The 20,664-nt window shown below is 66.6% G+C and carries 21 protein-coding genes and 1 pseudogene; 9 read left to right on the top strand and 13 right to left on the bottom strand.

Annotation, left to right across the window (positions count from 1 at the left end; all coding sequences use genetic code 11):
* Nucleotides 1-3: 3 nt before the first annotated feature.
* From HMPREF2550_RS10520 to HMPREF2550_RS10505, 4 genes are read right to left on the bottom strand one after another with little or no spacing between them, the layout of a single operon-like run.
* Nucleotides 4-1,014, bottom strand: a complete 1,011-nt coding sequence (locus tag HMPREF2550_RS10520) for a ThiF family adenylyltransferase (protein WP_070790985.1) — start codon at nt 1,012-1,014, stop codon at nt 4-6.
* Nucleotides 1,007-1,477 (bottom strand): molybdenum cofactor biosynthesis protein MoaE, encoded by a 471-nt coding sequence (locus HMPREF2550_RS10515; RefSeq protein ID WP_070790984.1) that lies wholly within the window; start codon nt 1,475-1,477, stop codon nt 1,007-1,009. The genes HMPREF2550_RS10520 and HMPREF2550_RS10515 overlap by 8 nt, the downstream gene beginning before the upstream one ends.
* A complete protein-coding gene (locus HMPREF2550_RS10510) occupies nt 1,458-1,937 on the bottom strand; it encodes a MogA/MoaB family molybdenum cofactor biosynthesis protein (protein WP_070790982.1) in 480 nt (159 codons plus the stop codon). The genes HMPREF2550_RS10515 and HMPREF2550_RS10510 overlap by 20 nt, the downstream gene beginning before the upstream one ends.
* A gap of 12 nt (nt 1,938-1,949) precedes the next feature.
* A complete protein-coding gene (locus tag HMPREF2550_RS10505) occupies nt 1,950-3,119 on the bottom strand; it encodes a molybdopterin molybdotransferase MoeA (protein ID WP_070790980.1) in 1,170 nt (389 codons plus the stop codon).
* A gap of 41 nt (nt 3,120-3,160) precedes the next feature.
* Here HMPREF2550_RS10505 and HMPREF2550_RS10500 point away from each other — a divergent pair, with 41 nt between their 5' ends.
* On the top strand, nt 3,161-3,415 hold the full coding sequence (locus HMPREF2550_RS10500) for a MoaD/ThiS family protein (protein WP_070790978.1): 255 nt from the start codon (nt 3,161-3,163) through the stop codon (nt 3,413-3,415).
* Here the strand turns inward: HMPREF2550_RS10500 and HMPREF2550_RS10495 are convergent.
* From HMPREF2550_RS10495 to HMPREF2550_RS10480, 4 genes and pseudogenes are all read right to left on the bottom strand, one after another.
* Complete coding sequence (locus HMPREF2550_RS10495) at nt 3,412-5,322, bottom strand: ATP-binding cassette domain-containing protein (RefSeq protein ID WP_070790976.1); 1,911 nt, start codon at nt 5,320-5,322, stop codon at nt 3,412-3,414. The genes HMPREF2550_RS10500 and HMPREF2550_RS10495 overlap by 4 nt on opposite strands.
* A complete protein-coding gene (gene modA / locus HMPREF2550_RS10490; protein ID WP_070790974.1) occupies nt 5,319-6,095 on the bottom strand; it encodes a molybdate ABC transporter substrate-binding protein in 777 nt (258 codons plus the stop codon). Before modA ends, HMPREF2550_RS10495 begins: the two co-directional genes overlap by 4 nt.
* 42 nt (nt 6,096-6,137) lie before the next feature.
* Nucleotides 6,138-6,908 carry a respiratory nitrate reductase subunit gamma gene (gene narI / locus HMPREF2550_RS10485; protein WP_070790973.1) on the bottom strand — a complete coding sequence of 257 codons (771 nt, stop codon included), beginning with the start codon at nt 6,906-6,908 and terminating at the stop codon, nt 6,138-6,140.
* Between the two features lie 10 nt (nt 6,909-6,918).
* A pseudogene (locus tag HMPREF2550_RS10480) lies at nt 6,919-7,287 on the bottom strand (nitrate reductase molybdenum cofactor assembly chaperone); the annotation flags it as partial.
* A 30-nt stretch (nt 7,288-7,317) separates the two neighbouring features.
* On the opposite strand from HMPREF2550_RS10480, the gene HMPREF2550_RS12155 reads away from it, so the two are divergent.
* Nucleotides 7,318-7,548, top strand: a complete 231-nt coding sequence (locus HMPREF2550_RS12155; RefSeq protein WP_051904809.1) for a molybdopterin-binding domain-containing protein — start codon at nt 7,318-7,320, stop codon at nt 7,546-7,548.
* On the opposite strand, the gene HMPREF2550_RS10470 is transcribed toward HMPREF2550_RS12155, so the two are convergent.
* The 5 genes from HMPREF2550_RS10470 to HMPREF2550_RS10450 are packed head-to-tail and all read right to left on the bottom strand — an operon-like array spanning nt 7,545 to nt 12,705.
* Nucleotides 7,545-8,114, bottom strand: a complete 570-nt coding sequence (locus HMPREF2550_RS10470) for a molybdenum cofactor guanylyltransferase (protein WP_246819807.1) — start codon at nt 8,112-8,114, stop codon at nt 7,545-7,547. The genes HMPREF2550_RS12155 and HMPREF2550_RS10470 overlap by 4 nt on opposite strands.
* A 5-nt stretch (nt 8,115-8,119) precedes the next feature.
* A complete protein-coding gene (gene moaC, locus HMPREF2550_RS10465) occupies nt 8,120-8,599 on the bottom strand; it encodes a cyclic pyranopterin monophosphate synthase MoaC (RefSeq protein ID WP_070790970.1) in 480 nt (159 codons plus the stop codon).
* 10 nt (nt 8,600-8,609) lie between these two features.
* Complete coding sequence (locus HMPREF2550_RS10460) at nt 8,610-9,842, bottom strand: molybdopterin molybdotransferase MoeA (RefSeq protein ID WP_070790967.1); 1,233 nt, start codon at nt 9,840-9,842, stop codon at nt 8,610-8,612.
* Nucleotides 9,843-9,845: 3 nt separating this feature from the next.
* A complete protein-coding gene (moaA, locus tag HMPREF2550_RS10455; RefSeq protein ID WP_070790965.1) occupies nt 9,846-10,874 on the bottom strand; it encodes a GTP 3',8-cyclase MoaA in 1,029 nt (342 codons plus the stop codon).
* 52 nt (nt 10,875-10,926) lie between these two features.
* On the bottom strand, nt 10,927-12,705 hold the full coding sequence (locus HMPREF2550_RS10450; protein ID WP_070790963.1) for a long-chain fatty-acid--CoA ligase: 1,779 nt from the start codon (nt 12,703-12,705) through the stop codon (nt 10,927-10,929).
* Nucleotides 12,706-13,173: 468 nt separating this feature from the next.
* Between HMPREF2550_RS10450 and rho the strand changes: the two genes are divergently transcribed.
* From rho to atpB, 7 genes are all read left to right on the top strand, one after another.
* Nucleotides 13,174-15,132 carry a transcription termination factor Rho gene (rho, locus tag HMPREF2550_RS10445; RefSeq protein WP_070790962.1) on the top strand — a complete coding sequence of 653 codons (1,959 nt, stop codon included), beginning with the start codon at nt 13,174-13,176 and terminating at the stop codon, nt 15,130-15,132.
* Nucleotides 15,133-16,206, top strand: a complete 1,074-nt coding sequence (prfA, locus tag HMPREF2550_RS10440) for a peptide chain release factor 1 (RefSeq protein ID WP_070790961.1) — start codon at nt 15,133-15,135, stop codon at nt 16,204-16,206.
* A gap of 7 nt (nt 16,207-16,213) precedes the next feature.
* Nucleotides 16,214-17,044 (top strand): peptide chain release factor N(5)-glutamine methyltransferase, encoded by an 831-nt coding sequence (gene prmC / locus HMPREF2550_RS10435; protein ID WP_070790960.1) that lies wholly within the window; start codon nt 16,214-16,216, stop codon nt 17,042-17,044.
* 25 nt (nt 17,045-17,069) lie between these two features.
* Nucleotides 17,070-17,729, top strand: coding sequence for an L-threonylcarbamoyladenylate synthase (locus tag HMPREF2550_RS10430; RefSeq protein ID WP_070790959.1), 660 nt, complete (start codon nt 17,070-17,072; stop codon nt 17,727-17,729).
* A 3-nt stretch (nt 17,730-17,732) separates the two neighbouring features.
* Nucleotides 17,733-18,893, top strand: a complete 1,161-nt coding sequence (locus HMPREF2550_RS10425) for an MraY family glycosyltransferase (protein WP_070790958.1) — start codon at nt 17,733-17,735, stop codon at nt 18,891-18,893.
* A gap of 81 nt (nt 18,894-18,974) precedes the next feature.
* Entirely contained in the window at nt 18,975-19,391 is a 417-nt protein-coding gene (locus HMPREF2550_RS10420) for a Cg1360 family ATP-synthase-associated protein (RefSeq protein WP_070791145.1), read from the top strand.
* Nucleotides 19,392-19,823: 432 nt separating this feature from the next.
* Entirely contained in the window at nt 19,824-20,618 is a 795-nt protein-coding gene (gene atpB, locus HMPREF2550_RS10415; protein ID WP_070762976.1) for a F0F1 ATP synthase subunit A, read from the top strand.
* Nucleotides 20,619-20,664: the final 46 nt, after the last annotated feature.

The following is a 20,664-nucleotide window of genomic DNA, read 5'->3' as shown; positions in this document are numbered from 1 at the left end:
GGACTAGCGAGCAACCCGCTCCATCCCGCCGCGCAGGCTCGCCACGCCCCGGATGCCGCGTGCATTGAGCGCGGCGACCGCCTGCGCCGAGCGCACGCCAGAAGCACAGATCAGCACCCCGCCGTTTTCCAATTCCGGCGGGGTGTAGCCGTCGAGGAGTACGCCGAGCGGAACGTTGATCGCGCCCGGGAGGTGGGTGGTGGCGAACTCGTGGGGCTCGCGGACGTCGATAAGCGTGGCGCCCGCGGTGAGCTGGTCGACCTCGGCGGGGCCCTGGGGTGGGGCCTCGGCGAGCACGCGCGCGGTGACCGCGGGGTCGGGAGCAAGCGGGATGTATTCCCACGTGCCGGCGAGGCTGTCGTAGTAGCCGAGCTGGCCCACCAGCGGGCTGCCCACACCGGTGAGGTACTTCATCGCCTCCATGGCCATGGCGGAGCCGACCACGCCAACGAGCGGGCCGAGCACTCCCGCTTGCGAGCACGAGGGCACCGAACCCGGCGGCGGCGGGGCGGGGAAGAGGTCCTCGTAGACAGGCCCGTGGCCGGCCCAGAACACCGACATCTGCGCCTCAAACCCCAGGATGGAGCCCCAGATGTGCGGGATGCCCAGGTGGGCTGCGGCGTGGGAGGCGATGTGGCGGGTGGCGAAGTTGTCGGTGCCGTCGAGGACCACGTCCGCGCCCGAAAGTTGCTCCAGCGCAGTGTCCCAGGTCAGGCGCTCTTTCACCGGGGTGATCTGGGTGTCCGGGTTGAGTGCGCTAAGCGCTTCGATGGCGGAATCCACCTTGGGCTCGCCCACACGATTGGTGGTGTGGATGACTTGGCGGTGGAGGTTGGACAGGTCGACGACGTCGTCGTCGAAAAGCGAAATGCGGCCGATGCCTGCGGCAGCAAGGTAGAGCAGGGCGGGGGAGCCGAGGCCGCCGGCGCCGATGACGGCGACGTGGGCTGCGCGGAGTTTTGCCTGCGCCTCATCGCCGATCAGAGTAGTTTGGCGCAGGTAGCGATCACTCATCAATGCCCACCCACTGCGTCTCGCCGCTTACCAGACCCTGCTTCTTCCAAATGGGCACCTCGGCCTTGACCCGGTCGGCGACCTCGGCGCAGGCGGCAAACGCCTCGCCGCGGTGAGCGCTAGCCACCAGGACTAAGAAGGCGAGCTCGCCGATGGGCACATCACCTGTGCGGTGCGCGGCGTAGATCCTAACGGGGTTGGAGGCTGCGACCTCGGCGGCGACGCGCTCAAGCTCCTCGGGCGCTGAGGGGTGCGCTTCGTAGGCGAGGGTGGCCACGGACTGGCCGCCATCGTGGTCGCGGACAATGCCCTCGAAGCGCACGAGCGCGCCCATTGCCTGGGTGAGCGTGTCTTTACTGGCCTGCGCCGCGAGCGACTCGAGCGGAGCGTCGGTGATCACGGTGCCGGTCACCCGGCCTGTCTGCTCGGCCACGTAGGCGGGGTCAGAGTGCTGAGTGGTCATGGTGTCCTTCCAACTGCTCGAGGAGGTGGGGCAGTACCGGCTTGAGTACCGCGCAGCCATCGCGGACCCCGCCGCGGGAGCCCGGCAGTGTCATGAGGAAGGTGCCGCCGCGGATTCCGGCCACCGCGCGCGAGAGGATCGCGGTAGGTACTTTCTCGCGGCCCTTATCGTAGAAGTCGTGCACGATGCCGGGCAGCTCGCGCTCCAGGTGCGCACTCACGACCTCGACGGTGCGGTCGTCGGCGGTGATGCCGGTGCCGCCCGAGGTGAGGATCACAGATGGCTTGCGCAGCAGCGCGGCGCGCACGGCGTCCTCCACATCCGCGTCGGCAACGACGGTTGCGTCCGGGGTGTCGAGCCCCATCTCGCGCAAGAAGGCGACGGCGATCGGCCCGGACTCGTCGGCGTAGACGCCCTGGGCCGCGCGCGTCGACGCCACAATTACTTCAGCTTTTCTCATAGATATTCCACCTTACAGCGGGTAGACGGAAACCAGTTCGCCTGCGGCGAGCTCCGCGCCGACAGGCACGCGGATCAGGCACTGCGCCGCCGCGCCCTGGGCCAGCAGGTGGGAGCTGGCACCGCCGATGGGGTGCACCTGGCCATCAACTATGCGGCCGCGCAGGAACTGCTCGCGGCCCCCGATCCCGGCGACCGCGCATGCGAGCGGGGCGCGCAGTACCGCGGGCGCGTGCCCGAGCAGGGGAGCGACGTAGAGGCGGAAGCTCACCAGCGTGGAGATCGGGTTGCCTGGCAGGCCGATGACCGGCACGCCGTGGAAGGTACTCAGGCCCTGCGGGCCGCCCGGCTGCTGGCTCACGTGCCCGTACCAACCCTCCGGGAACGCGAGGCGCACGACTTCGAACTTGCCGTGGCTGATCCCACCCGAAGTCACCACTGCGTCCGGCTGGTGACGCTCGATCGCGGCGCGCACCTTTTCGCGCAGCACATCCGGCTCGTCGCTGGTGCGCACGTGCGCGGCCACCTCGATCCCGTGACGAGCGGCAAGCGCCCGCAGCATCGGCCCGTTGGCATCTGGGATCGTCGCCGTGCCCGCCTGCTGCGGTGCGTGGGCAACCTCGGCACCGCCGGTGACAATCACGATGCGGCCCGCGCGCACCACGCTGACTTTATCGATCCCCTGGCTGGCCAGGGCTCCCACGAGCGCCGGCGTGACCTGGGCACCCGCGCGGGCGAGCACATCACCCGCAGCGATATCGGAGCCGGCACGGCGCACAAACACGCTATCCTCGGTCGCGGGAAGCCGCACCGTCTCGCCCTCCCCGAGAAACTCCGCCGGTTCGCAGCGCTCGACAGGGATCACCGCGCGCGTCCCGACCGGCAGCTTCGCCCCGGTCATGATGGGGGCGGCGGTGTTACCCAGTCCCTCTGGGTAGGCGGTCGCCGGGTCGTCGCCAGCCGCAATGGTTGCGCCGACACGCGCGGTGCGCGCCTGAGTCGAGCCGACCGCGTAGCCGTCCATCTGCGAATTATCAAAGGCAGGCTGCTCGCGCACTGCAGTCACATCTGCGGCGAGCACCGCGCCGCGCGAGGCGGCCTCCAACGGAGACAGTGTTTCGTGTCCTCGCGCGCCGAGCGCGGCCGCGACAGCGTCGAAATGGGCTTCGGGGATTCTGCTCATGGGGCCATGGTACGGCGCGCGGTGGGCGGTATGGTGTGGGCATGCAGATCCACTACTTTGCCGCCGCACGGGCCGTCGCCGGTACCTCCGTAGAGCAGGTCGGGGAGTTCGCCACGCTCGAGCAGTTGCTTGCCGACGCCACATCGCGCCACACCGGCACCACCGACGCCGGCCAAACGCTGGCCGAGATCGTGCCGCGCTGCACCTTCTTGGTTGACGGCAAACGCGCGGAACCCGACACCTCACTTGCCGGCGCGCAGCGCGTCGACGTGCTTCCCCCGTTCGCGGGCGGCTAAACCATCGTCACCCGCACCTGGTCTACATCCAGCGCGCAAGAAAGTTGCGCCCCCGGCGAGACGCTGGCCTGGATCGCCGTATCCCGGTCCACGAGGAGGGACAGCGCGTACTCGTCACTGGTGTCGCCCTCCTGCACAGGGCGCAGTACCACGCTGGCCTCCCCACTGGGCAGCACGCTGACGGTGTGCGCGCTCGCCTTGAACACGCAGCGGTGTTCATTCTCCCCACCCGGGCTGACGAGCGTGAGCGCGCTCGGGCGGAACGTCGCCCGCACCCGCGTGCCCGCGGGGTGGTGTGAGAGGTCGAGGCCACCGATTGCACCAAAGGGGGACTCCAGCGCGCCGTCTTCGCCCACGGTGCCCGCCAGCAGGTTTGCACCGACCAGGCGGGCGGCGAAGCGGGTGGCAGGTGCCTCGACTTCCTCGGACGCCGGGCGGAAGGTGCGCACGCGCCCGCGGCCCATCACCGCGATGTGATCGGCGAGCGCCAGCACATCCAGGGCGTTGTGGGTAATCAGTACGGTGGTGCGGTCGTGGCGCGCAGCGTGGAGGACCTGGCGCCACTGGGCGGCGGCGTCGACGTCGATAGCCGCGAGCGGCTCGTCCAGGATGAGTACCGCGGGGCGGGTGGCCAGCGCGCGCACGAGCGAGACCTGCGCTGCTTGACCGCCGGAGAGTGCGCGGACGGGGACGCCTGCAAGCTCGGCAAGCCCGGCCGCCGCGAGGAGCTCGGCGGTGCGCTGCGGGTCGCGCGTGACCATGGTGATCGCCGAGCTCGCGGTCGCGGTTGGCGGCAGGCCCGGGTTCTGGGTCAATAGCACCACCCCGCGCTGATAAGCGGGGACCGGGCGGGTGTCGGCGGAGTCGACGAGGCGGTCACCCACGGTTACTGAGGCACCGCGCAGCCTACCGGCGATGCGGCCGACGAGAGTGGTCTTGCCCGCACCGTTGGGCCCGACCAAAGCGGTGAGCGTGTTGGCGGGGAAGTGCACGCCCTCGACCTCGACGTCGCTTCCGCCGCCTGCCGGGCGGGTGAGCTCCCGGAGGCGTGCGACGTCGATTGTGCCGGTGGCGCGGGCTTTTTGTGCCGGAGCGCGCTTGGAAAAGAGCGCGGGCAGGGCGGTGGCGGCCAGGGTGAGCACTGCCAGGCCGATGAGTATGGCCGAGAGTCCGTAGGCAACCTCGGCGTCGACCTCGCGGGCAAGGTAGATGCCCAGCGGCATAGTGCGGGTGGTGCCGGGCATGGAGCCGGCGAAGGTCAGCGTGGTACCAAATTCCCCGAGCGAGCGGGCAAACGCGAGCCCGGCCGCCGAGACCAGCGAGGGGGCAACCGCGGGCAGGATGATCTGTCGCACCGTTCTCGCAGGGGTGATACCCGCGGCGGCGGCCGAGGAGGTGATCTCCGGGTCGAGTTGGCGCAGCGCCGCATCCAGGGTGATCACCACAAAGGGCAGCGCGATAAACACGTGCGCGGCCACCACTCCAGGGAAGGCGAAGGCGAACTGCCAGCCCAGTAGGTCCAGCAGTGGGGCCGCGATGCCGCGTCGGCCAATGAAGGCGGAAAGGGCCAGGCCCGCCACCACCGGCGGCAGCGCAAGCGGCAACAGGACAAGCAGCCGGGCCAGGCGTGCGCCGCGCCTAAGGTGCTGTAGCCATAGCGCGAGCGGGACGCCGAGCACCATGGCGATGACGCTCGCGCACACCGCAGAGCTAAGCGTCACGCGCAGCAGGTCGCGGGTGTCTGTGCTGGTGAGGATCTCGCCGAGTCGGTCGAAGGGGACCCGGACGCCGAGTGCGAACACCGGCAGGATGATCAGCGCCAGCGCGAAAAGCGCGAGCGTCCCCACCGCTTTGGTGCTGGGCTGTGGAAGCGGCGTGATCGGCGAGGCAGTGCGCGTGCCCGTCATGCCGCGGGGGTAAATCCGTGCTTCTCCCAGAGGGATGCAGCCTTATCGCTGCCCAGCAGCTCGACCAGCGCAGCAGCATCGTCCGGGTGCTCGGTGGTAATTACTACTCCGGCGACGAGCGAGTTCGGGAATTCTTCCGCGTGCGGGATGCCAATGACCTCGACCTCATCTCCCGCGGCCGCGGCGTCGGTGCGGTAGACAAAGGCGGCGTCCGCCTCGCCGGTCACGACCTTGCCCAGCGTGTCGGCCACGTTGTGCTCAAGCGAGACCGGGGTAAGGTCCAGCGAGTTCGCCTGGCTGAGCTGCTTGGACACCGCGCCGCACGGGACCTGCGAGTCGCACAGCACCAGCTTCACGTCCTCGTTCTCCAGGTCGTGGATGCTTTCGATGCCCGCCGGGTTGCCCTTAGGCACGACCAACACCATCGAGTTGGTGGCCACGACCTGCGGGTCGCGGACGAGGCCCGCCTCGACGGCGTCGTCCATGTGCTTTTCGTCTGCGGAGATGAATACGTCACCCGGGGCACCGTCGGCAAGCTGCTGCACGAGCGCCGAGGAGCCGGCGTTGACGAAAGTCAGCGATTCCTCGCTTAAACCATCGAGGTCCTCGTTGAGCACACGCGTCGACGCGGCACCCAGCACCGTGAGCTCGGTGGCGGCATCCGGTGCCTCGCTGGAGGCCGAAGTGTCCGTGGTTTCGCTGCTTCCGCAGGCAGCGACAGAAAGCGCGAGCATGGCTGCCGCCGGAAGGGCAACGGCGCGAGAAAAACGCATGTCAACTCCAACTAGGACTGATAGGTATTGGATGCCTACATGTTAGAGCATCTTTTCACGCTTGAGCTGCGCCTCGTTCGAGCGGATCGGGCTCCACTGGTCCTCGGTACGGCGGCTTTGTACCTCCGCCCCGCGGGAGCGGTAGACCACGTACGGGCGGGTGGAGTAGCCGACCGGCACGGAGAACGCGTGCACCAGGCGGGTAAAGGGCCACACCGCGAGCAGCGTGAAGCCGGCCACGACGTGGAGCTTGAACTGCCACGGCACATCCGCCATCAGCTCCGGCTGCGCGTTGAAGATGAGCAGCTGGCGGATCCACGGCGAGATGGTCTCGCGGTAGTCGTAGCCGCCCGCCTGACCGAAAACCTGCGTGGACACGGTGGCAATGAAGCCGGAGAGCAGTGCCGCGACCAGCAGAACATACATCACCTTGTCGGAGGTGGCGGTGGACAAAAACACCGAGCGATTCACCACGCGCCGGTACAGCAGGCCGAAGATACCGAGCACGACGGCGATGCCGGCGATGGTGCCCGGGATGGTGGCGATCAGGTGGTAGGCGTGGTCGCTGATCCCGATTCCGCGGGTCCAGCTCTTCGGGATCGCCAGGCCCATGAGGTGGCCGATGATCACGAAGAGCATGCCCCAGTGGAACAGCGGGGAGGAAAGGCGCAGCAGTTTCGACTCGTAGATTTGCGAGGAGTGCGTGGTCCAGCCCATCTGGTCGTAGCGCCAGCGCCAGATGATGCCGATGACAAAAGCGGCGATGGCCAGCCAGGGGAAGGCCACCCACAGGAATGCTTCAATGCCGGTCATGGTTCAGGTCCTAACTGTGTTGGGGGACTGCGGTGGGGAAGGGAAGGGGTTGGGTCTCAATACCGACGAGCTCGGCGGGAGGGCCCTGCCGGATCAGGTTGACGTAGCTTTGCACCGTCTCCGGAGCCATTTCGGGCAGCGCCATGCACAGCGCGGTAATCACGTGCGCGTACGGCGAGCCCAGGTCGCTCAGCGCGCGGCGGAGTACCTCGATGCCGTCGCGGTGGCTGGCCACCATGGCGACGGCGTTGTCGGCTACGGAGGCGTCGGCAAGCGCGAGTGCTTCGAGCACGACACACAGGTGGTCGGGTAGCTCATCGGAGAGCTCCTCGACGCCGAGCGCGGCCAGCTGCTGGCGAAACGCCAGGATGGCGGCACCGGGCTCGGCCCCAGCAACCTCACCCCGGAGGTGAGCCTGGAGCGCATCTCAACGCGCCTGCACGGGGTGGAGACCAACATCCTGATCGAGGGCCTTGCGCACTCCGAGCGCGCCGGGCTATGCCGCGGGGTGGTGGGGCTGACCTCGCGGGAACCCGGCGGCAGCCTGATCGTCAACGCGCCCAGCTCGCGCGGCGGCATCCGCGACACGCTGACCGTCATCCTGCGGCTGTGGCCAAGCCTGACTGAGTGGGTGAGCTAGAGCTCGACCTCGCCGAGCGTGCTGAGTGCTTCGGGGGTGTCGTAGTCCTGCTCGTTGCCGTCGCCAAGCACCTGCACGATGCGCGTCGGCGGCTGCAAGAGGCGCTTGGCTGCGACGTCGCGCGTGCCGGTGCGCGCGAGCGCGTCGAGAAGCGCGGCGCGGTGCCAGATGGCGCACAAGGGTTGGAGGTAGCCGTCGGCGGCGCGGGTGACGGCGGCGTGTGCGCCGGGCTCGCGCAGGAGCGCCTGGCAAAGGGTGGGGAGGAGTATGCCGGAATCGGGTGCGTCGACGGCGAGGATGCCGATCAGGTCGGTGTCGAGGGCCTGGGTCCCGGCATGGATGCCGGCGACGGGCCCGCCGAAGGGTGGGTCCTCGGTGACTTGGCTCAGGGGTAGGTCGAGTGGGAAGGGCGAGACCACCACGGCCTGATCGTGGGCCGGAAGCGAGGCCAGGGTGCGGTCGATGAGGCGGTGCCCGTCGACCTTGACCTGGGCCTTTTCCGTGCCCATGCGGGTCGAGCGGCCCCCGGCCAGGATCACCACGCCGAGCGAGTGTTCGGGCTGCAAGGAAATTAGGCCTCCGGCAGCTCGCGGGACCAGTCGCCGGAGCGGCCGCCGGACTTGGCGGTAATCCCGCAGCGGCGGATGTAGGCGGAGCGATCCACGCCCTTGACCATGTCCACTACCGACAGTGCGGCGACGTTGACCGCGGTCAGCGCTTCCATCTCCACGCCGGTGCGGTCGGCGGTGCGAACGGTGGCCTCGATGAACACGTGGTCCTGCTTGATCTCGAGGTCGACCTTGCAGCCGTGCACGCCGATCGTGTGCGCCAGCGGCAGCAGGTCAGGCACGCGCTTCGCAGCGGCAATACCGGCCACACGCGCCACGGCGAGCACGTCGCCCTTGGGCACGATGCCGTTGGCGAGCGCCTTGAGCACCTCTGGCGAGCAGGCGACCTCGCACTGGGCCGTGGCGGTGCGCACCGTCGGCTGCTTTTCAGTCACGTCGACCATGTAGGCCGCGCCGGAAGAGTCCAGGTGGGTAAATTGCATTGTTGCTCCTTTAAAAATAAACCTTGACCGGGCCTTCGGGCGCATCCACGAGGGCCAGCCCATCTATCCCCGACAACGATGCCACGAAACTCGACGCAGTTGCCGGGGCGAAGGACTCTGCCACCGTGCGCGCACCGTCCTGGCGCAGGCGCACCGGCACGGCGTGGGTGATCTCCAGCTTTGCCGTGCTGACAAAACCCGCGGCCCGGTCGGCGAGGATATGCGGGCGCTCTGCAAAACGCAGGCCGCGAGTCACGCCAGCCTGCGCGGCGATAAGCGGGGCACCGTAGAGCAGGAAAGAAACGTAGGCCGCGACCGGGTTGCCCGGCAGGCACACAAGCGGGGTACCGGCAAACGTACCCGCGCCCTGCGGGGTGCCCGGGCGTTGCGCGACCTTGCCGAACCACATGCCGCCGTCGGCAGAGGTGACCTCGCGCACGATGTCGAAGGCACCGGCGCTGACCCCGCCCGAAGTAATCACCACGTCCGCCTCGGACGCGGCGCGGCGGAGCGTGGCCTCGGCAGCGGCGTCGTCATCAACGTGGTAGCGCAGCACGCGGGCACGGTGCTCGCTTGCCGACGCCGCGAGCTCCCCAAGCATGGGCAAATTCGAATCAGGAATCTGCGCCCCTCGCACCTCGCCGGGCCAGGCGACCAGCTCGCTGCCGGTGGAGACGACGGCGACGGTGGGGTGCGCGTACACGTCCACAGTGCGCACCCCGGTAGAGACGCACGCGGCCAGCGTGCCCGCGTCGACCCGGAGCCCGGCCTGCGCGATTGTGTCCCCGGGCTTGGCGTTCTCCCCGGCGGCGCGGATATGGCTGCGGCCTGGTTCCGCTTGCGTGATGGTGACCTGGTCGGGCAGCGGGTGTGGTCCGCGGGGAATGTCTGTCTGCTCGACGGGGATGACGACCACGTCGGAGCCAGCATCCGCCGGGGAAATGGGCGCGCCCGTCATCACGCGAATCGCGTGTTCCGCCGGGCAGCAGATTGCGGGCGAGCCCGCCGGCACGTCGCCTGCGACCGGGAGCGTCCACGGTCCCTCGCCGCGCAGGTGAGCTGCGTGGACGGCAAACCCGTCGACGGCGGAGTTCGCAAAAGGCGGCACCGCGAGTCGGCTTTTCACCGGTGCTGCGAGCACGTGGCCTGCCGCTTGATCGAGCGGCACGTCCTGGGTGATCCGTGGTGTGGCAAGGGCGAGCACCCGCTCGAGGTGTGCAGCGATGCTGGGTCGGTCGCTCATGGTCTAGCCGCCGATTTCGCTCATGGTGCGCTCCGGCTGCAAAAAGCCGACGTCGTCGATGCCGTGGCCCGGCTTCTTCAGCCACATCGCCTGCGCCCAGGTGTCTGCGAGCTCTTCGTTGCTCGCCCCGGCGCGCATGAGGTCTCGCAGGGAGACCTCGTCGGCGGTCTTGGAAAAGAGGCAGGCGCGGATCGCGCCGTCGGTGGTCAGCCGTGTCCGGTCGCAGGCACCGCAGAATGGGTGGGTCACCGAGGCGATGACACCGAGCGTGCCCTCGCGGGTCTCGTCCGAGATATTCCACAGCGCTGCTGGCGCGGAGCCGCGGGGCTTTTCCGCAGGGGTGAGGCTAAAGCGTTCCTCAATGCGGGAAAGGATTTCGTGGGCGGTGACCATGTCGCCGCGCTTCCATTTTTCGCGCGGGCCGAGCGGCATCTGCTCGATAAAGCGCAGCTGCAGGCCCTTGTCCAGCGCGAAGTCGACGAGGTCGAGGATGCCGTCCTCGTTCACGCCCGGCATGACCACGGCGTTGACCTTGACTGGGGTCAGGCCTGCGGCAAGTGCGGCGTCGATACCCGCGAAGACGTCCTGGATGCGGTCCCTGCGGGTCAGACGGGCAAAAAGCTCGGGGCTGGTCGTGTCCAGGGAAACGTTGATGCGGTCTAAGCCTGCCTCGGCGAGTGCGTCGGCGCGCTTGGCCAGCCCGAGCGCGTTCGTGGTCAGCGCGGTCGTCGGGGCGGTGCCGCTGCCGTCGATACGTAGCTTCTTTGTTGCCGCAATAATCTCTTCGAGCGATTTGCGCAGCAGCGGCTCGCCGCCGGTAAAGCGCACCTGGTGGATGCCCAGTGTTTCCACCGCGAGGCGGATCAGGCGGATGGTTTCTTCGTCGGTCAGCGCCTGCTCGGTGGGCATCCACTCGAGGCCGTCTGCGGGCATGCAATAGGTGCAGCGCAGGTTGCAGCGGTCGGTGAGGCTGACGCGCAGGTCGCGGGCGGTGCGGCCGTATTGATCATCCAGCGTGCGTGTAGTGGGCATAGTGTCCCCACTATAGCTTGCCGAATATCTACGAGAAGACGGGGTAAAAACCTTAGTCCTTGGCGGGGTGCGCGGCCTCCACCTCGGCGGAGGACGGGTTGCCGTGCGAGCGGTTGCCCGGGCCGGGCAGCGCGATGATGTCGAATTCTTCGCGCGCCAGGTGCTTGCGCAGATCCTTCTTGTCAAACTTGCCCACCGAGGTCTTGTCAATGGTGTCCACGAATGTCCAGTACTCGGGTGCCATCCACTTCGGCAGCACCGCGGACAGGCCTTCGCGCAGGCGCTCGGCGGTACGCGCCGTGCCCTCAATGCCCGGGATCAGCTTGGTCACCGCGAGCGGGCGCTCGCCCCACTTCTTGTCCGGGATGCCGATGACGGCGCACTCGATGACCACCTCGGATTCCATGATGAGGTTTTCCACCTGTGCGGAATAGATCCACTCGCCGCCTGAGCGGATGACGTCGCGGGCGCGGTCGTAGAGCGTCATGAACCCGTCGTGGGTCACCGTGCCCACGTCGCCGGTGCGGAGCCAGCCGTCGGCAGTGAAGTGCTTGCGCGCATCCGTAATCGTCTCACCGCGGAACTCGGAGGCGATCTCGCCCGGCTCCTGTGTGGGCGAGTGGTAGTAGCCCTTGGCCACGATGTTGCCGCGCACCTGGATCTCACCCTGGGTGAGGTCGGTGGAGGCCATGACTTCCCCGTCGTTGACCACGCGGTACTCCAGCGAGGGGGCGAAGCGGCCCTGGGAAATCCGGTAGGCCCAACGCGCCTCGCCGGACACACCCGAGGGCGGGCGCGCGACCGTGCCAACCGTCGAGGTCTCCGTCATGCCCCAGACGTGCACTACGTCCACGCCGTAGCGCTCCTCCCACATCTTGATCAGCGCCGGTGGGGCAGGGGACCCACCCACGAAAAGCTCTTGCAGACTCATGCGCTCCGGCGGGTTGTGCAGGTAGTGCACCATGAGCTGGATCCACAGGGTAGGCACGCCGTGGGCCACGCGCGGGTGGGTAGAGGCGATAAGTCTGGCGAGGTTAGGCGCCGACATGTCCGAATCCGGCAGTACCAGCGGTGCGCCCGCGAGGAAGGCGGCAAAGGGCACGCCCCAGCTCAACACGTGGTAGATCGGAATGCAGCACAGGAAAGACTCGCCGTGGGTGACAGCTAGGGAGTCCATCGCGCGCAGGCTCGTCGCCTCCAGCCACAGCGAGCGGTGCGAGTACGCGACTCCCTTCGGTGCACCCGTCGTCGCGGTGGAATACACCAGCGCGGCGGCCGTGTTTTCGGGCAGGGTGGGCCAGGGGAAGACGGTGCTGCGGCCGTCGAGAAGCATTTCATAGCTCTCGAGCTGCACCCACTCGGGCATCGGCGCGGACTTATCGGTGACCTCCGAAAGTGGGTCTGCGCCGGTGAAGACCACTTTTTCCACCAGCGGACACAGCTGCAGCAGCCGTCCCAGCTTGGGGGCGAGCCGCGGGTCGGCGACGATGACCTTCGCCTCCGAGTGGTTCACGATGTAGGCGATCTGATCCTCCATCAGCTGAATGTTCAGCGGCGTAAAGACAGCTCCCTTGGCCGCCACCGCGAACATCACCTCGAGGTGCTCGGCGCAGTTATACATAAAAGTGGCCACCCTCTGGTCGCCGTCGATGCCCAAATCATCGTGCAAGGCGTTGGCGAACGCGCCTGCGCGCGCCCCGATATCCGCAAAGGTGCACTCCTCCGCGCCGCTGGCGCGCCACGTCGTGCACTTGGTCGAGCCGTGCGTCTGCGAGCCATAACGCAAAATCTGCGCGACAGAGAAGGGCACTTCCTGCATCGTTGAAAGCATGCGTTTCAGTCTAGCCCGTAGCGTGCAGGGCAAAAGTGGGGGCGAAGCCGCGGGGCCAAGATTACGATCTGGCACAGATGCGTTACACTAACTCCCGGGTTTGCAACCGTGCCCAGAGATGCCGCAGCACCGCTTCACGCCAACACCGGTGAGAGACGCGCGTATTGCTTGGCCTTCAGACGCAGATTTCGCGCCACTGGGCAATGCTGTAACGGGCGCACCCGCCTCACCCCGCTACCTCCCAGGGCGATTCGAGCTGTGATGGGCCGCAAAGGTCTTCACGGGGAGGGCAGACCGGCACACCACACTGCTGGGCCATGTTTTCAAGGGGTGGGAGTGTGGCGGCTTTGCCCGTCATCAACAGCTTCACAGTTTTTCCATACTGCACACGGAAAGCTTCCAGTTTGCCCGTGCGGGACACGCCCGCGGGGTAGGAGAAGAAACTGGTTAAGCGACGAAAGGACATTCGTGACCGACACGAGTAACGCGGCAGCTACCGGCAACACTGCCGAACTTTCCGCACTGAAAATCCCCGAGCTGCGCAAGATCGCCGCAGAAAAGGGGCTCAAGGGCGTCTCCGCGCTGCGCAAGGGAGACCTCATCCAGGCCATCGTGACCGGCGAGGTGCCGCGCAAGGCACGCGCCGCAGCCGCTGAGGCCGCGGGGGACGCAGGGGGCGCAGCCACCGCTGAGCAGCACACCGACGCGCCCGCTGCCAGCCAGCGCCGCCGCGCGTCGCGTCGCGCCGCAGGGCCCGCCGACGGGGACGCTGGGGACAACGCCAACGATGCCGCGCCGCACGCTGAGGACAAGAAGTCCGACAAGCCTGCGAAGGGCGACAAGCCAAAGAAGCAGGACAGCGATCACGAAGGCCAGAACGAGAAGTCTGAGCAGAGTGGCCAAAAGTACGAGTCCCGCTCCGCCGCGCGCCGCGCACGCCGCAACCGGGCCCGTCACGACAACGATCAGCACGGTAACGATCAGCACGGTGATCACCAGCACGGCAACGATCAGCACGGCGACAGCGAGCAGGACCACGGGGGCGACGCGAAGCAGCGCGACCGGGACAACCGTGACAACAACGGCGGCCGCAACAACAAGCAGAACAACCGCGGCGGGCGCAACAACAACCGCGACAACAATGATGACGGCAACCAGGGCGGCCGCCGCGGGCGCCGCAACCGTCGGAACCGGAACCGCAACCGCGATAACCAGCACAACCAGCAGGACAACAACCAGCAGCTGGACCCGGAGGAGCTGCAGGAAGTCGCTGGCATCGTGGACATCGTGGATAACAACGCCGCGTTCATCCGCACGACCGGCTACCGCAAGAACAACGCTGACGTCTACGTCAACCAGAAGCTTGTGCGGCAGAACGGACTGCGCGCCGGCGACGCGGTGATCGGCCAGGTCCGTCAGAACGGCCAGGGCCACTCGCACGGCTCGGGCCGCAACCGCCAGCGCTACAACCAGCTCGTCCGCGTTGACTCGGTCAACGGGATGAACCCGGAGGAAGCGAAGCAGCGCGCCGAGTTCCACAAGCTCACCCCGCTGTACCCGAACAAGCGCCTGCGCCTGGAGACCGAGCCGAAGATCCTCACCACACGTGTGATCGACCTGGTCATGCCGATTGGTAAGGGCCAGCGCGCGCTGATCGTCTCCCCGCCGAAGGCCGGTAAGACGACGATCCTGCAAAACATTGCCAACGCGATCGCGACGAACAACCCGGAGTGCTACCTCATGGTCGTGCTGGTGGACGAGCGCCCCGAGGAAGTCACCGACATGCAGCGCAGCGTGAAGGGCGAGGTCATTGCCTCGACCTTCGACCGCCCGCCGTCAGAGCACACCGCCGTTGCGGAGCTGGCGATCGAGCGCGCGAAGCGCCTGGTGGAGATGGGCCAGGACGTCGTCGTTCTGCTCGACTCGATCACTCGCCTGGGCCGTGCGTACAACAACTCCTCGCCAGCGTCCGGCCGCATCCTCTCCGGCGGTGTGGACTCGAACGCCCTGTACCCGCCGAAGCGCTTCCTGGGTGCTGCCCGCAACATTGAAGAGGGCGGCTCGCTGACGATTATCGCCACCGCGATGGTGGAGACCGGCTCCGCCGGCGACACCGTGATCTTCGAGGAGTTCAAGGGCACCGGCAACGCGGAGCTGAAGCTGGACCGCAAGATCGCTGAGCGTCGCGTCTTCCCGGCCGTGGACGTCAACCCCTCCGGCACCCGCAAGGACGAGCTGCTGATGAGCCCGGAGGAGGCGCGCGTGATGCACAAGCTGCGTCGCATCCTGTCGGCGCTGGATCCGCAGCAGTCGATCGATATGCTGATTAAGCAGCTGAAGAAGACGAAATCCAACGGTGAGTTCCTCATGGGCGTGGCTAACTCCGCGCCGATGGTCGCTGACCAGGACTCGGAGGAGTACAAGTAAATGGCAAACGAAGTCTCACTGGTTGATGACTACGTCGCTGAATACCAGGGCATCCAGGCGCAGATGGGCGACCCGGAGGTGACCTCGGACCAGCAGCTCTTCCGCAAGCTGTCCAAGCGCTACGCGGAGCTGCAGCCGATCATCAAGGCTAACGACGCGCTCCAGCAGGCCAAGGACGACCACGAGGCCGCCTCCGAGATGGCCAACGAGGACAAGGAGTTCGCCGAGGAGGCCGAGCGCCTCGCCGCAGAGATCGTGGAGCTGGAGGAGCAGCTCGCTGACCTGCTCGCGCCGCGCGACGAGCACGACGGCGACGACGTCATCATGGAGCTCAAGGCAGGCGCAGGCGGCGAGGAAGCCGCGCTCTTCGCCGGCGACCTGGCCCGCATGTACCAGAAGTACTGCGAGAAGCACGGCCTGAAGTGGGACGTGCTCGACGCCGCGGAGACCGACCTGGGCGGGATCAAGGACATGACCGTCTCGGTCAAGGCGAAGAACCCTTCCCGCGACGGTGCCTGGTCGAAGCTCAAGTTCGAAGGCGGTGTCCACCGCGTGCAGCGCGTGCCGGTCACCGAGTCGCAGGGGCGCATCCAGACCTCCGCGGCGGGCGTGTACGTTTTCCCGGAACCCGATGAGATCGAGAGCGTCAATATCGATGAAAAAGACATTCGCGTTGACGTCTACCGTTCCTCCGGCAAGGGCGGCCAGGGCGTGAACACCACCGACTCGGCGGTGCGCATCACCCACCTGCCCACCGGCATCGTGGTGACCTGTCAGAACGAGCGCTCGCAGATTCAGAACCGCGCGCGTGCCATGCAGGTCCTCCAGGCCCGCCTTGAGCAGCTCGAGCGCGAGAAGGTCGAGGCCGCGGAGGCCGAAGGTCGCGCCTCGCAGGTGCGCACCATGGACCGCTCCGAGCGCATCCGCACCTACAACTGGCCGGAGAACCGCATTTCGGACCACCGCATCAACTTCAAGGCCAACAACCTGGATTCGGTGCTGGACGGCAACTTGGACGATCTGATCACCGCCCTGCAGACGCACGAGCGCCAGGAGCGCCTTGAAGCAGAGTAGGCCCGCCATGCGGGAGGTACTCGCGCGGGCGTCGGCATTGCTTGCCGACGCCGGCGTGCCCACCCCCGAAGTCGACGCCCGTTTGCTCGCCGCCCACATCGCCGGCACCAGCCCGATGGGCGTGCTGTTTGCCGAGGTCACAGAGGAGTTCTCCCAGGCCTTCGAGGCTGCCGTCGCGCGACGCGCCACCCGCGAACCGCTACAGCACATCACCGGCACCGCGCCCTTTGGCCCCCTCGAGTTGGAGGTCGGCCCCGGAGTATTCATCCCACGCCCGGAGACCGAGGTGCTCGCGGACTGGGCGGTGCGCACGCTCGCGGATACGCCGCGTCCGATTGTGGTGGACCTGGGCACCGGCTCCGGGGCGCTGCCGATCTACATCGGCCGCCACATCCCCGAAGCCCAGCTGTACGCCGTCGAGCTTTCGGCCACCGCACGCGAGTTTGCTGCACGCAATGCGGCCAGCCACAACGTGCGCCTTTCGCTTATCGACGCCAACATGACCGACCCCGAACTCCTCCCGGAGCTGCGCGGACGCGTCGATCTGGTGGTGGCGAACCCGCCGTACGTGCCGGAAACGCCCGACCTGGACCCTGAGGTCTACCACGACCCACACGAGGCAGTCTTCTCCGGGCCCGATGGCATGGACGCCATCCGCGGACTCGTCCCGGTCGCAGCACAACTGCTGCGTCCGGGTGGCTGGTTGGGCGTGGAGCACGACGACGCGACGTCGGAAAGCACGCGCGCGGTCATCGCCGCATCCGGTGGCTTTTCCGCCCCGGAGCCGCTGCGCGATTTGGCCGGGCGGGAGCGGTTTGTGTGTGCGAGTAAGCTTTAACGCGATACGGGAGTAAAGGAGCCCAATGGGGAGCAAAATCTATCACTGTCTCGAGCCGGACGAGCGCGAAGCAGGCCTGAGTGCCGCGGTGGACGCCGTGCAGGCAGGCCAGTGCATCGTGCTGCCGACCGACACGGTCTACGGCATTGGCGCGGATGCGTTTAATAACGACGCGGTGGCGAAGCTGCTTGCCACCAAGCGGCGCGGCCCGGACATGCCGGTGCCGGTGCTCGTCGGCTCCTGGACCACGATTCAGGGGCTCGTGCGCGAGTTTTCGGACACCGCGAAGATCTTGGTTGAGGCGTTTTGGCCCGGAGGGCTCTCCATTGTTGTGCCGGAGGCCCCCAGCCTGCCGTGGAACCTCGGCGATACCCGCGGCACCGTGTTGCTGCGCATGCCGAACCAGCCGCTCGCGCTCGAGCTTTTGCAGCGCACCGGGCCGATGGCGGTGTCTTCGGCGAATATCTCGGGCAACCCGCCCGCGCTCAACGCCGCGAACGCGAAGCAGCAGTTCGGCGACGCCGTTGGCATCTACCTCGACGGCGGGGACGCGCAGGTGGGGGAGCCGTCGACGATCGTGGATATCTCCGGGCCGCAGCCGGTGGTCTTGCGCGAGGCAGCGATCAGCGCCGAGCGCATCGGTGAAGTCTTAAACCTTGACCCGGAGCAGTTGCGGAGGCGCTAGGAGATGACCGGAGCGGGAGTGCCGCTGCGCGAGCTCGGCCTGGTGCTCCTGGTCGCGGCGGCAATTACCTACTTAGCCACGGGGCCAGTGCGCTCGCTGCTCGTGCGCACCGGGAGGGTCGCGGAGATCCGCAAGCGCGACGTGCATACTCAGCCCACCCCCTCGGTTGGCGGGCTCGCTATGTTCACTGGCTTCGTCTGCGCGGTCTTTCTTGCCCAGCAGCTGCCCGCGTTGACCCGCGGGTTCGCGCCAATTACCCCGGAGATGACGGCGGTGCTCGCGGGAGCCTTCGCCATCGTGGTCGTGGGCATTGTCGACGACCTCTACGAACTCGGCGCGCTGACGAAGCTCCTCGGGCAGTTCCTCGCCGCCATCGTCATGAGCGTCATGGGCATCTCCTTTACCGTCTTCTTTCTGCCCTTTGGTGAGGGAACCACCCTGATTCTGGACCAGGTGCAGGGCATGGCGCTCGGCGCGATCTTTACCGTGCTCTTGGTCAACGCCGTGAACTTTGTCGATGGCATCGATGGGCTGGCCGCAGGCGTCGGCATGATCGCGGGAAGCGCGATCCTGGTCTTTTCGCTCACCGTGCTGCACGAGCAGGGCGGCGCGGTCTCGGCCTACCCGCCGGCGATCATCTGCGCCGCGCTAGTGGGGATTTGTGCGGGCTTTCTGCCGCACAACTTTGAGCCCGCGCGGATCTTCATGGGGGACTCCGGCGCGATGCTTATCGGGTTGCTGCTCGCCGCGGCGTCGATTTCTGCCTCCGGCAAGATCAACATGTCCCTCTACGGGACCGCTGATCTGGTGGCACTGGTCAGTCCGATCATCGTGGTGCTCGCCGCGATCGCGCTGCCGGTGGTGGACCTTTTGTGGGCCGTCGTGCGGCGCACCGCTCGTGGCCAAAGCCCCTTTGCCGCGGATTCGGGCCACATCCACCACCGGCTTTTGCGGCTTGGGCACACGCACCGTCGCACAGTAGTGGTGCTCTACCTCTGGGTCGCCGCTGTGGCCTTCGGTGCGGTGAGTTTCTCGGTGGTGCCGACCCGCGCTGCGGTGGTCTTTACGCTCGTGCTCCTGCTTGCCGCGTTCCTGCTGACGCTCGTGCCGCTCCGGGCGGGCAAGATCGGGCCGACGCGTATGCCTCGGGGGAGCGCGCAATAGGGAAGCGCTGGCCGTTGGGTAAGATGTCGCATCGTGAGTACTTCCACGCCGGACCCCAGCAATGCACAGCCCGACCTCGAGGTGCGTGACACCGAGGAATTCCTCGACCAGCGACTGCCTATTACCCGTGCGCTAAAGATCGCCGTGGGCGCGCTGGTGGCGCTGACGTTGATCAGCCTCATGGCATGGGGCGCGGCGCGCGAGCTGCCCGGCATCTGGGGCGTGCTCATGGGCGTGGCGATCGGCGGCGGCTTCGTGCTCGCCACCGCGGCAACGGTGCTGGCCACGTCGAACTCGACCCCGAGCATGACCATGGCGGTGGTGCTTGGCGGCTGGCTAGTCAAGATGGTGGTCTTGATTCTGCTCTTCGTGTGGCTGCGCGGGTTCGACTTCTACGACAACACCGCATTCGGTGTGACCACGCTGGCCGCCCTCGTGGTGGCGCTCACCGCGGAGGCATGGGGCGTAATCACCTCGCGCACTGCTTACCTGAGCTAGGGGTTTGAGGGGGTGCAGCGCTCGTCGACAAGTGCCTTGGGCGCGTGCGACCGCGGGGTAGCGCATGGCCACGAACATCTACCCCTGTTTGGCGGTATGTGACAGACATTACAGGGGTGCAAACATGCTGGTTATGGTGGCACTTTACCCCGAAAACGGGTGGGAAGCAGTGACGCATAGGTGGCACGACCCCCAAAGTCCAGGAAACTCACGACGACCTGTTAAAGTATCCGACGGGCATACTTGAGGCAGGGGACTGCTCAGCGAAAGCTGGCTCACGCTGCCTTTTAAAGACTCCCCTGTCCCCGCGGTAGCAGATGTGCGACGGAGTCCGCCGCGGGTGACAGCTTTGATGAAGACGTCCATCGCACCGCATTCACACCGGATGCGGCCCGAGAACGGGAGAGAACGCTGAGCGTTACAACTTTGGCCATGAAGGGTAGTTTTCACGCACCCGAACTTGGTCCAGAATTTTTCCCGGGGCACACGTACGGCCAGTTCATTGGTGAAGACTTTGCTAATGGATGGTTCGCGCTGGATCGCATCATGCTCGTTCGCCTCCTTGTGGCAGCGATCCTTGTGATCCTCTTTGCTATTGCCTTTAGGAAGCCACAGCTGGTTCCTAAGGGGCTGCAAAACTTCGCAGAAATGGGTGTGGACTTTGTCCGCATCCACATCGCAGAAGACACGTTGGGGAAGAAGGACGGTAAGCGATTCCTTCCGCTTATCGCCACCATCTTCTTCACCATCCTGTTCATGAATGCTGCGACGATCATTCCTTTCCTCAACATCTCGCCTAACGCGCGTATCGGTATGCCGATCGTGCTGGCTGGTGTTGCCTACATTGCGATGATCTACGCAGGCGTGCAGCGCTACGGCATTGCTTACTTCAAGCACTCCACCGTCATTCCTGGACTGCCTTGGTTCCTCCACCTCCTGGTGGTGCCGATCGAGATCTTCTCGACGTTCATTCTGCGTCCGGTCACCCTGGCACTTCGTCTCATGGCGAACTTCCTGGCCGGCCACATCATTCTGGTCCTGCTGTACTCTGCCACGAACTTCTTCTTCTGGCAGCTCAACGCATGGACCGGGCTCAGTGGCCTGACCATCATTGCAGCGATCCTGTTCACGCTCTACGAGTTGATCATCATCTTCCTGCAGGCATACATCTTTGCTCTGCTGACGGCGGTCTACATTGAGCTCTCGTTGCACGCGGATGCGCACTAACAAAGGCGCGACCAACTGGCCTAACTGAATAACCCCTCCACATTGT

Origin of the sequence: Corynebacterium sp. HMSC074A01, from assembly GCF_001831515.1 — a bacterium.
Taxonomy (GTDB): domain Bacteria; phylum Actinomycetota; class Actinomycetes; order Mycobacteriales; family Mycobacteriaceae; genus Corynebacterium.
The sequence above is the reverse complement of the archived record's forward strand: the minus strand, read 5'-3'. Positions and strand labels throughout refer to the sequence as shown.

Excerpts from the sequence above, each read along its gene's own strand:
- HMPREF2550_RS10520 (WP_070790985.1), bottom strand. The coding sequence starts at position 1,014 with ATGAGTGATCGCTACCTGCGCCAAACTACTCTGATCGGCGATGAGGCG.
- HMPREF2550_RS10515 (WP_070790984.1), bottom strand. The coding sequence starts at position 1,477 with ATGACCACTCAGCACTCTGACCCCGCCTACGTGGCCGAGCAGACAGGC.
- HMPREF2550_RS10510 (WP_070790982.1), bottom strand. The coding sequence starts at position 1,937 with ATGAGAAAAGCTGAAGTAATTGTGGCGTCGACGCGCGCGGCCCAGGGC.
- HMPREF2550_RS10505 (WP_070790980.1), bottom strand. The coding sequence starts at position 3,119 with ATGAGCAGAATCCCCGAAGCCCATTTCGACGCTGTCGCGGCCGCGCTC.
- HMPREF2550_RS10500 (WP_070790978.1), top strand. The coding sequence starts at position 3,161 with ATGCAGATCCACTACTTTGCCGCCGCACGGGCCGTCGCCGGTACCTCC.
- HMPREF2550_RS10495 (WP_070790976.1), bottom strand. The coding sequence starts at position 5,322 with ATGACGGGCACGCGCACTGCCTCGCCGATCACGCCGCTTCCACAGCCC.
- modA (WP_070790974.1), bottom strand. The coding sequence starts at position 6,095 with ATGCGTTTTTCTCGCGCCGTTGCCCTTCCGGCGGCAGCCATGCTCGCG.
- narI (WP_070790973.1), bottom strand. The coding sequence starts at position 6,908 with ATGACCGGCATTGAAGCATTCCTGTGGGTGGCCTTCCCCTGGCTGGCC.
- moaC (WP_070790970.1), bottom strand. The coding sequence starts at position 8,599 with ATGCAATTTACCCACCTGGACTCTTCCGGCGCGGCCTACATGGTCGAC.
- HMPREF2550_RS10460 (WP_070790967.1), bottom strand. The coding sequence starts at position 9,842 with ATGAGCGACCGACCCAGCATCGCTGCACACCTCGAGCGGGTGCTCGCC.
- moaA (WP_070790965.1), bottom strand. The coding sequence starts at position 10,874 with ATGCCCACTACACGCACGCTGGATGATCAATACGGCCGCACCGCCCGC.
- HMPREF2550_RS10450 (WP_070790963.1), bottom strand. The coding sequence starts at position 12,705 with ATGCTTTCAACGATGCAGGAAGTGCCCTTCTCTGTCGCGCAGATTTTG.
- prfA (WP_070790961.1), top strand. The coding sequence starts at position 15,133 with ATGGCAAACGAAGTCTCACTGGTTGATGACTACGTCGCTGAATACCAG.
- prmC (WP_070790960.1), top strand. The coding sequence starts at position 16,214 with ATGCGGGAGGTACTCGCGCGGGCGTCGGCATTGCTTGCCGACGCCGGC.
- HMPREF2550_RS10430 (WP_070790959.1), top strand. The coding sequence starts at position 17,070 with ATGGGGAGCAAAATCTATCACTGTCTCGAGCCGGACGAGCGCGAAGCA.
- HMPREF2550_RS10425 (WP_070790958.1), top strand. The coding sequence starts at position 17,733 with ATGACCGGAGCGGGAGTGCCGCTGCGCGAGCTCGGCCTGGTGCTCCTG.
- atpB (WP_070762976.1), top strand. The coding sequence starts at position 19,824 with ATGAAGGGTAGTTTTCACGCACCCGAACTTGGTCCAGAATTTTTCCCG.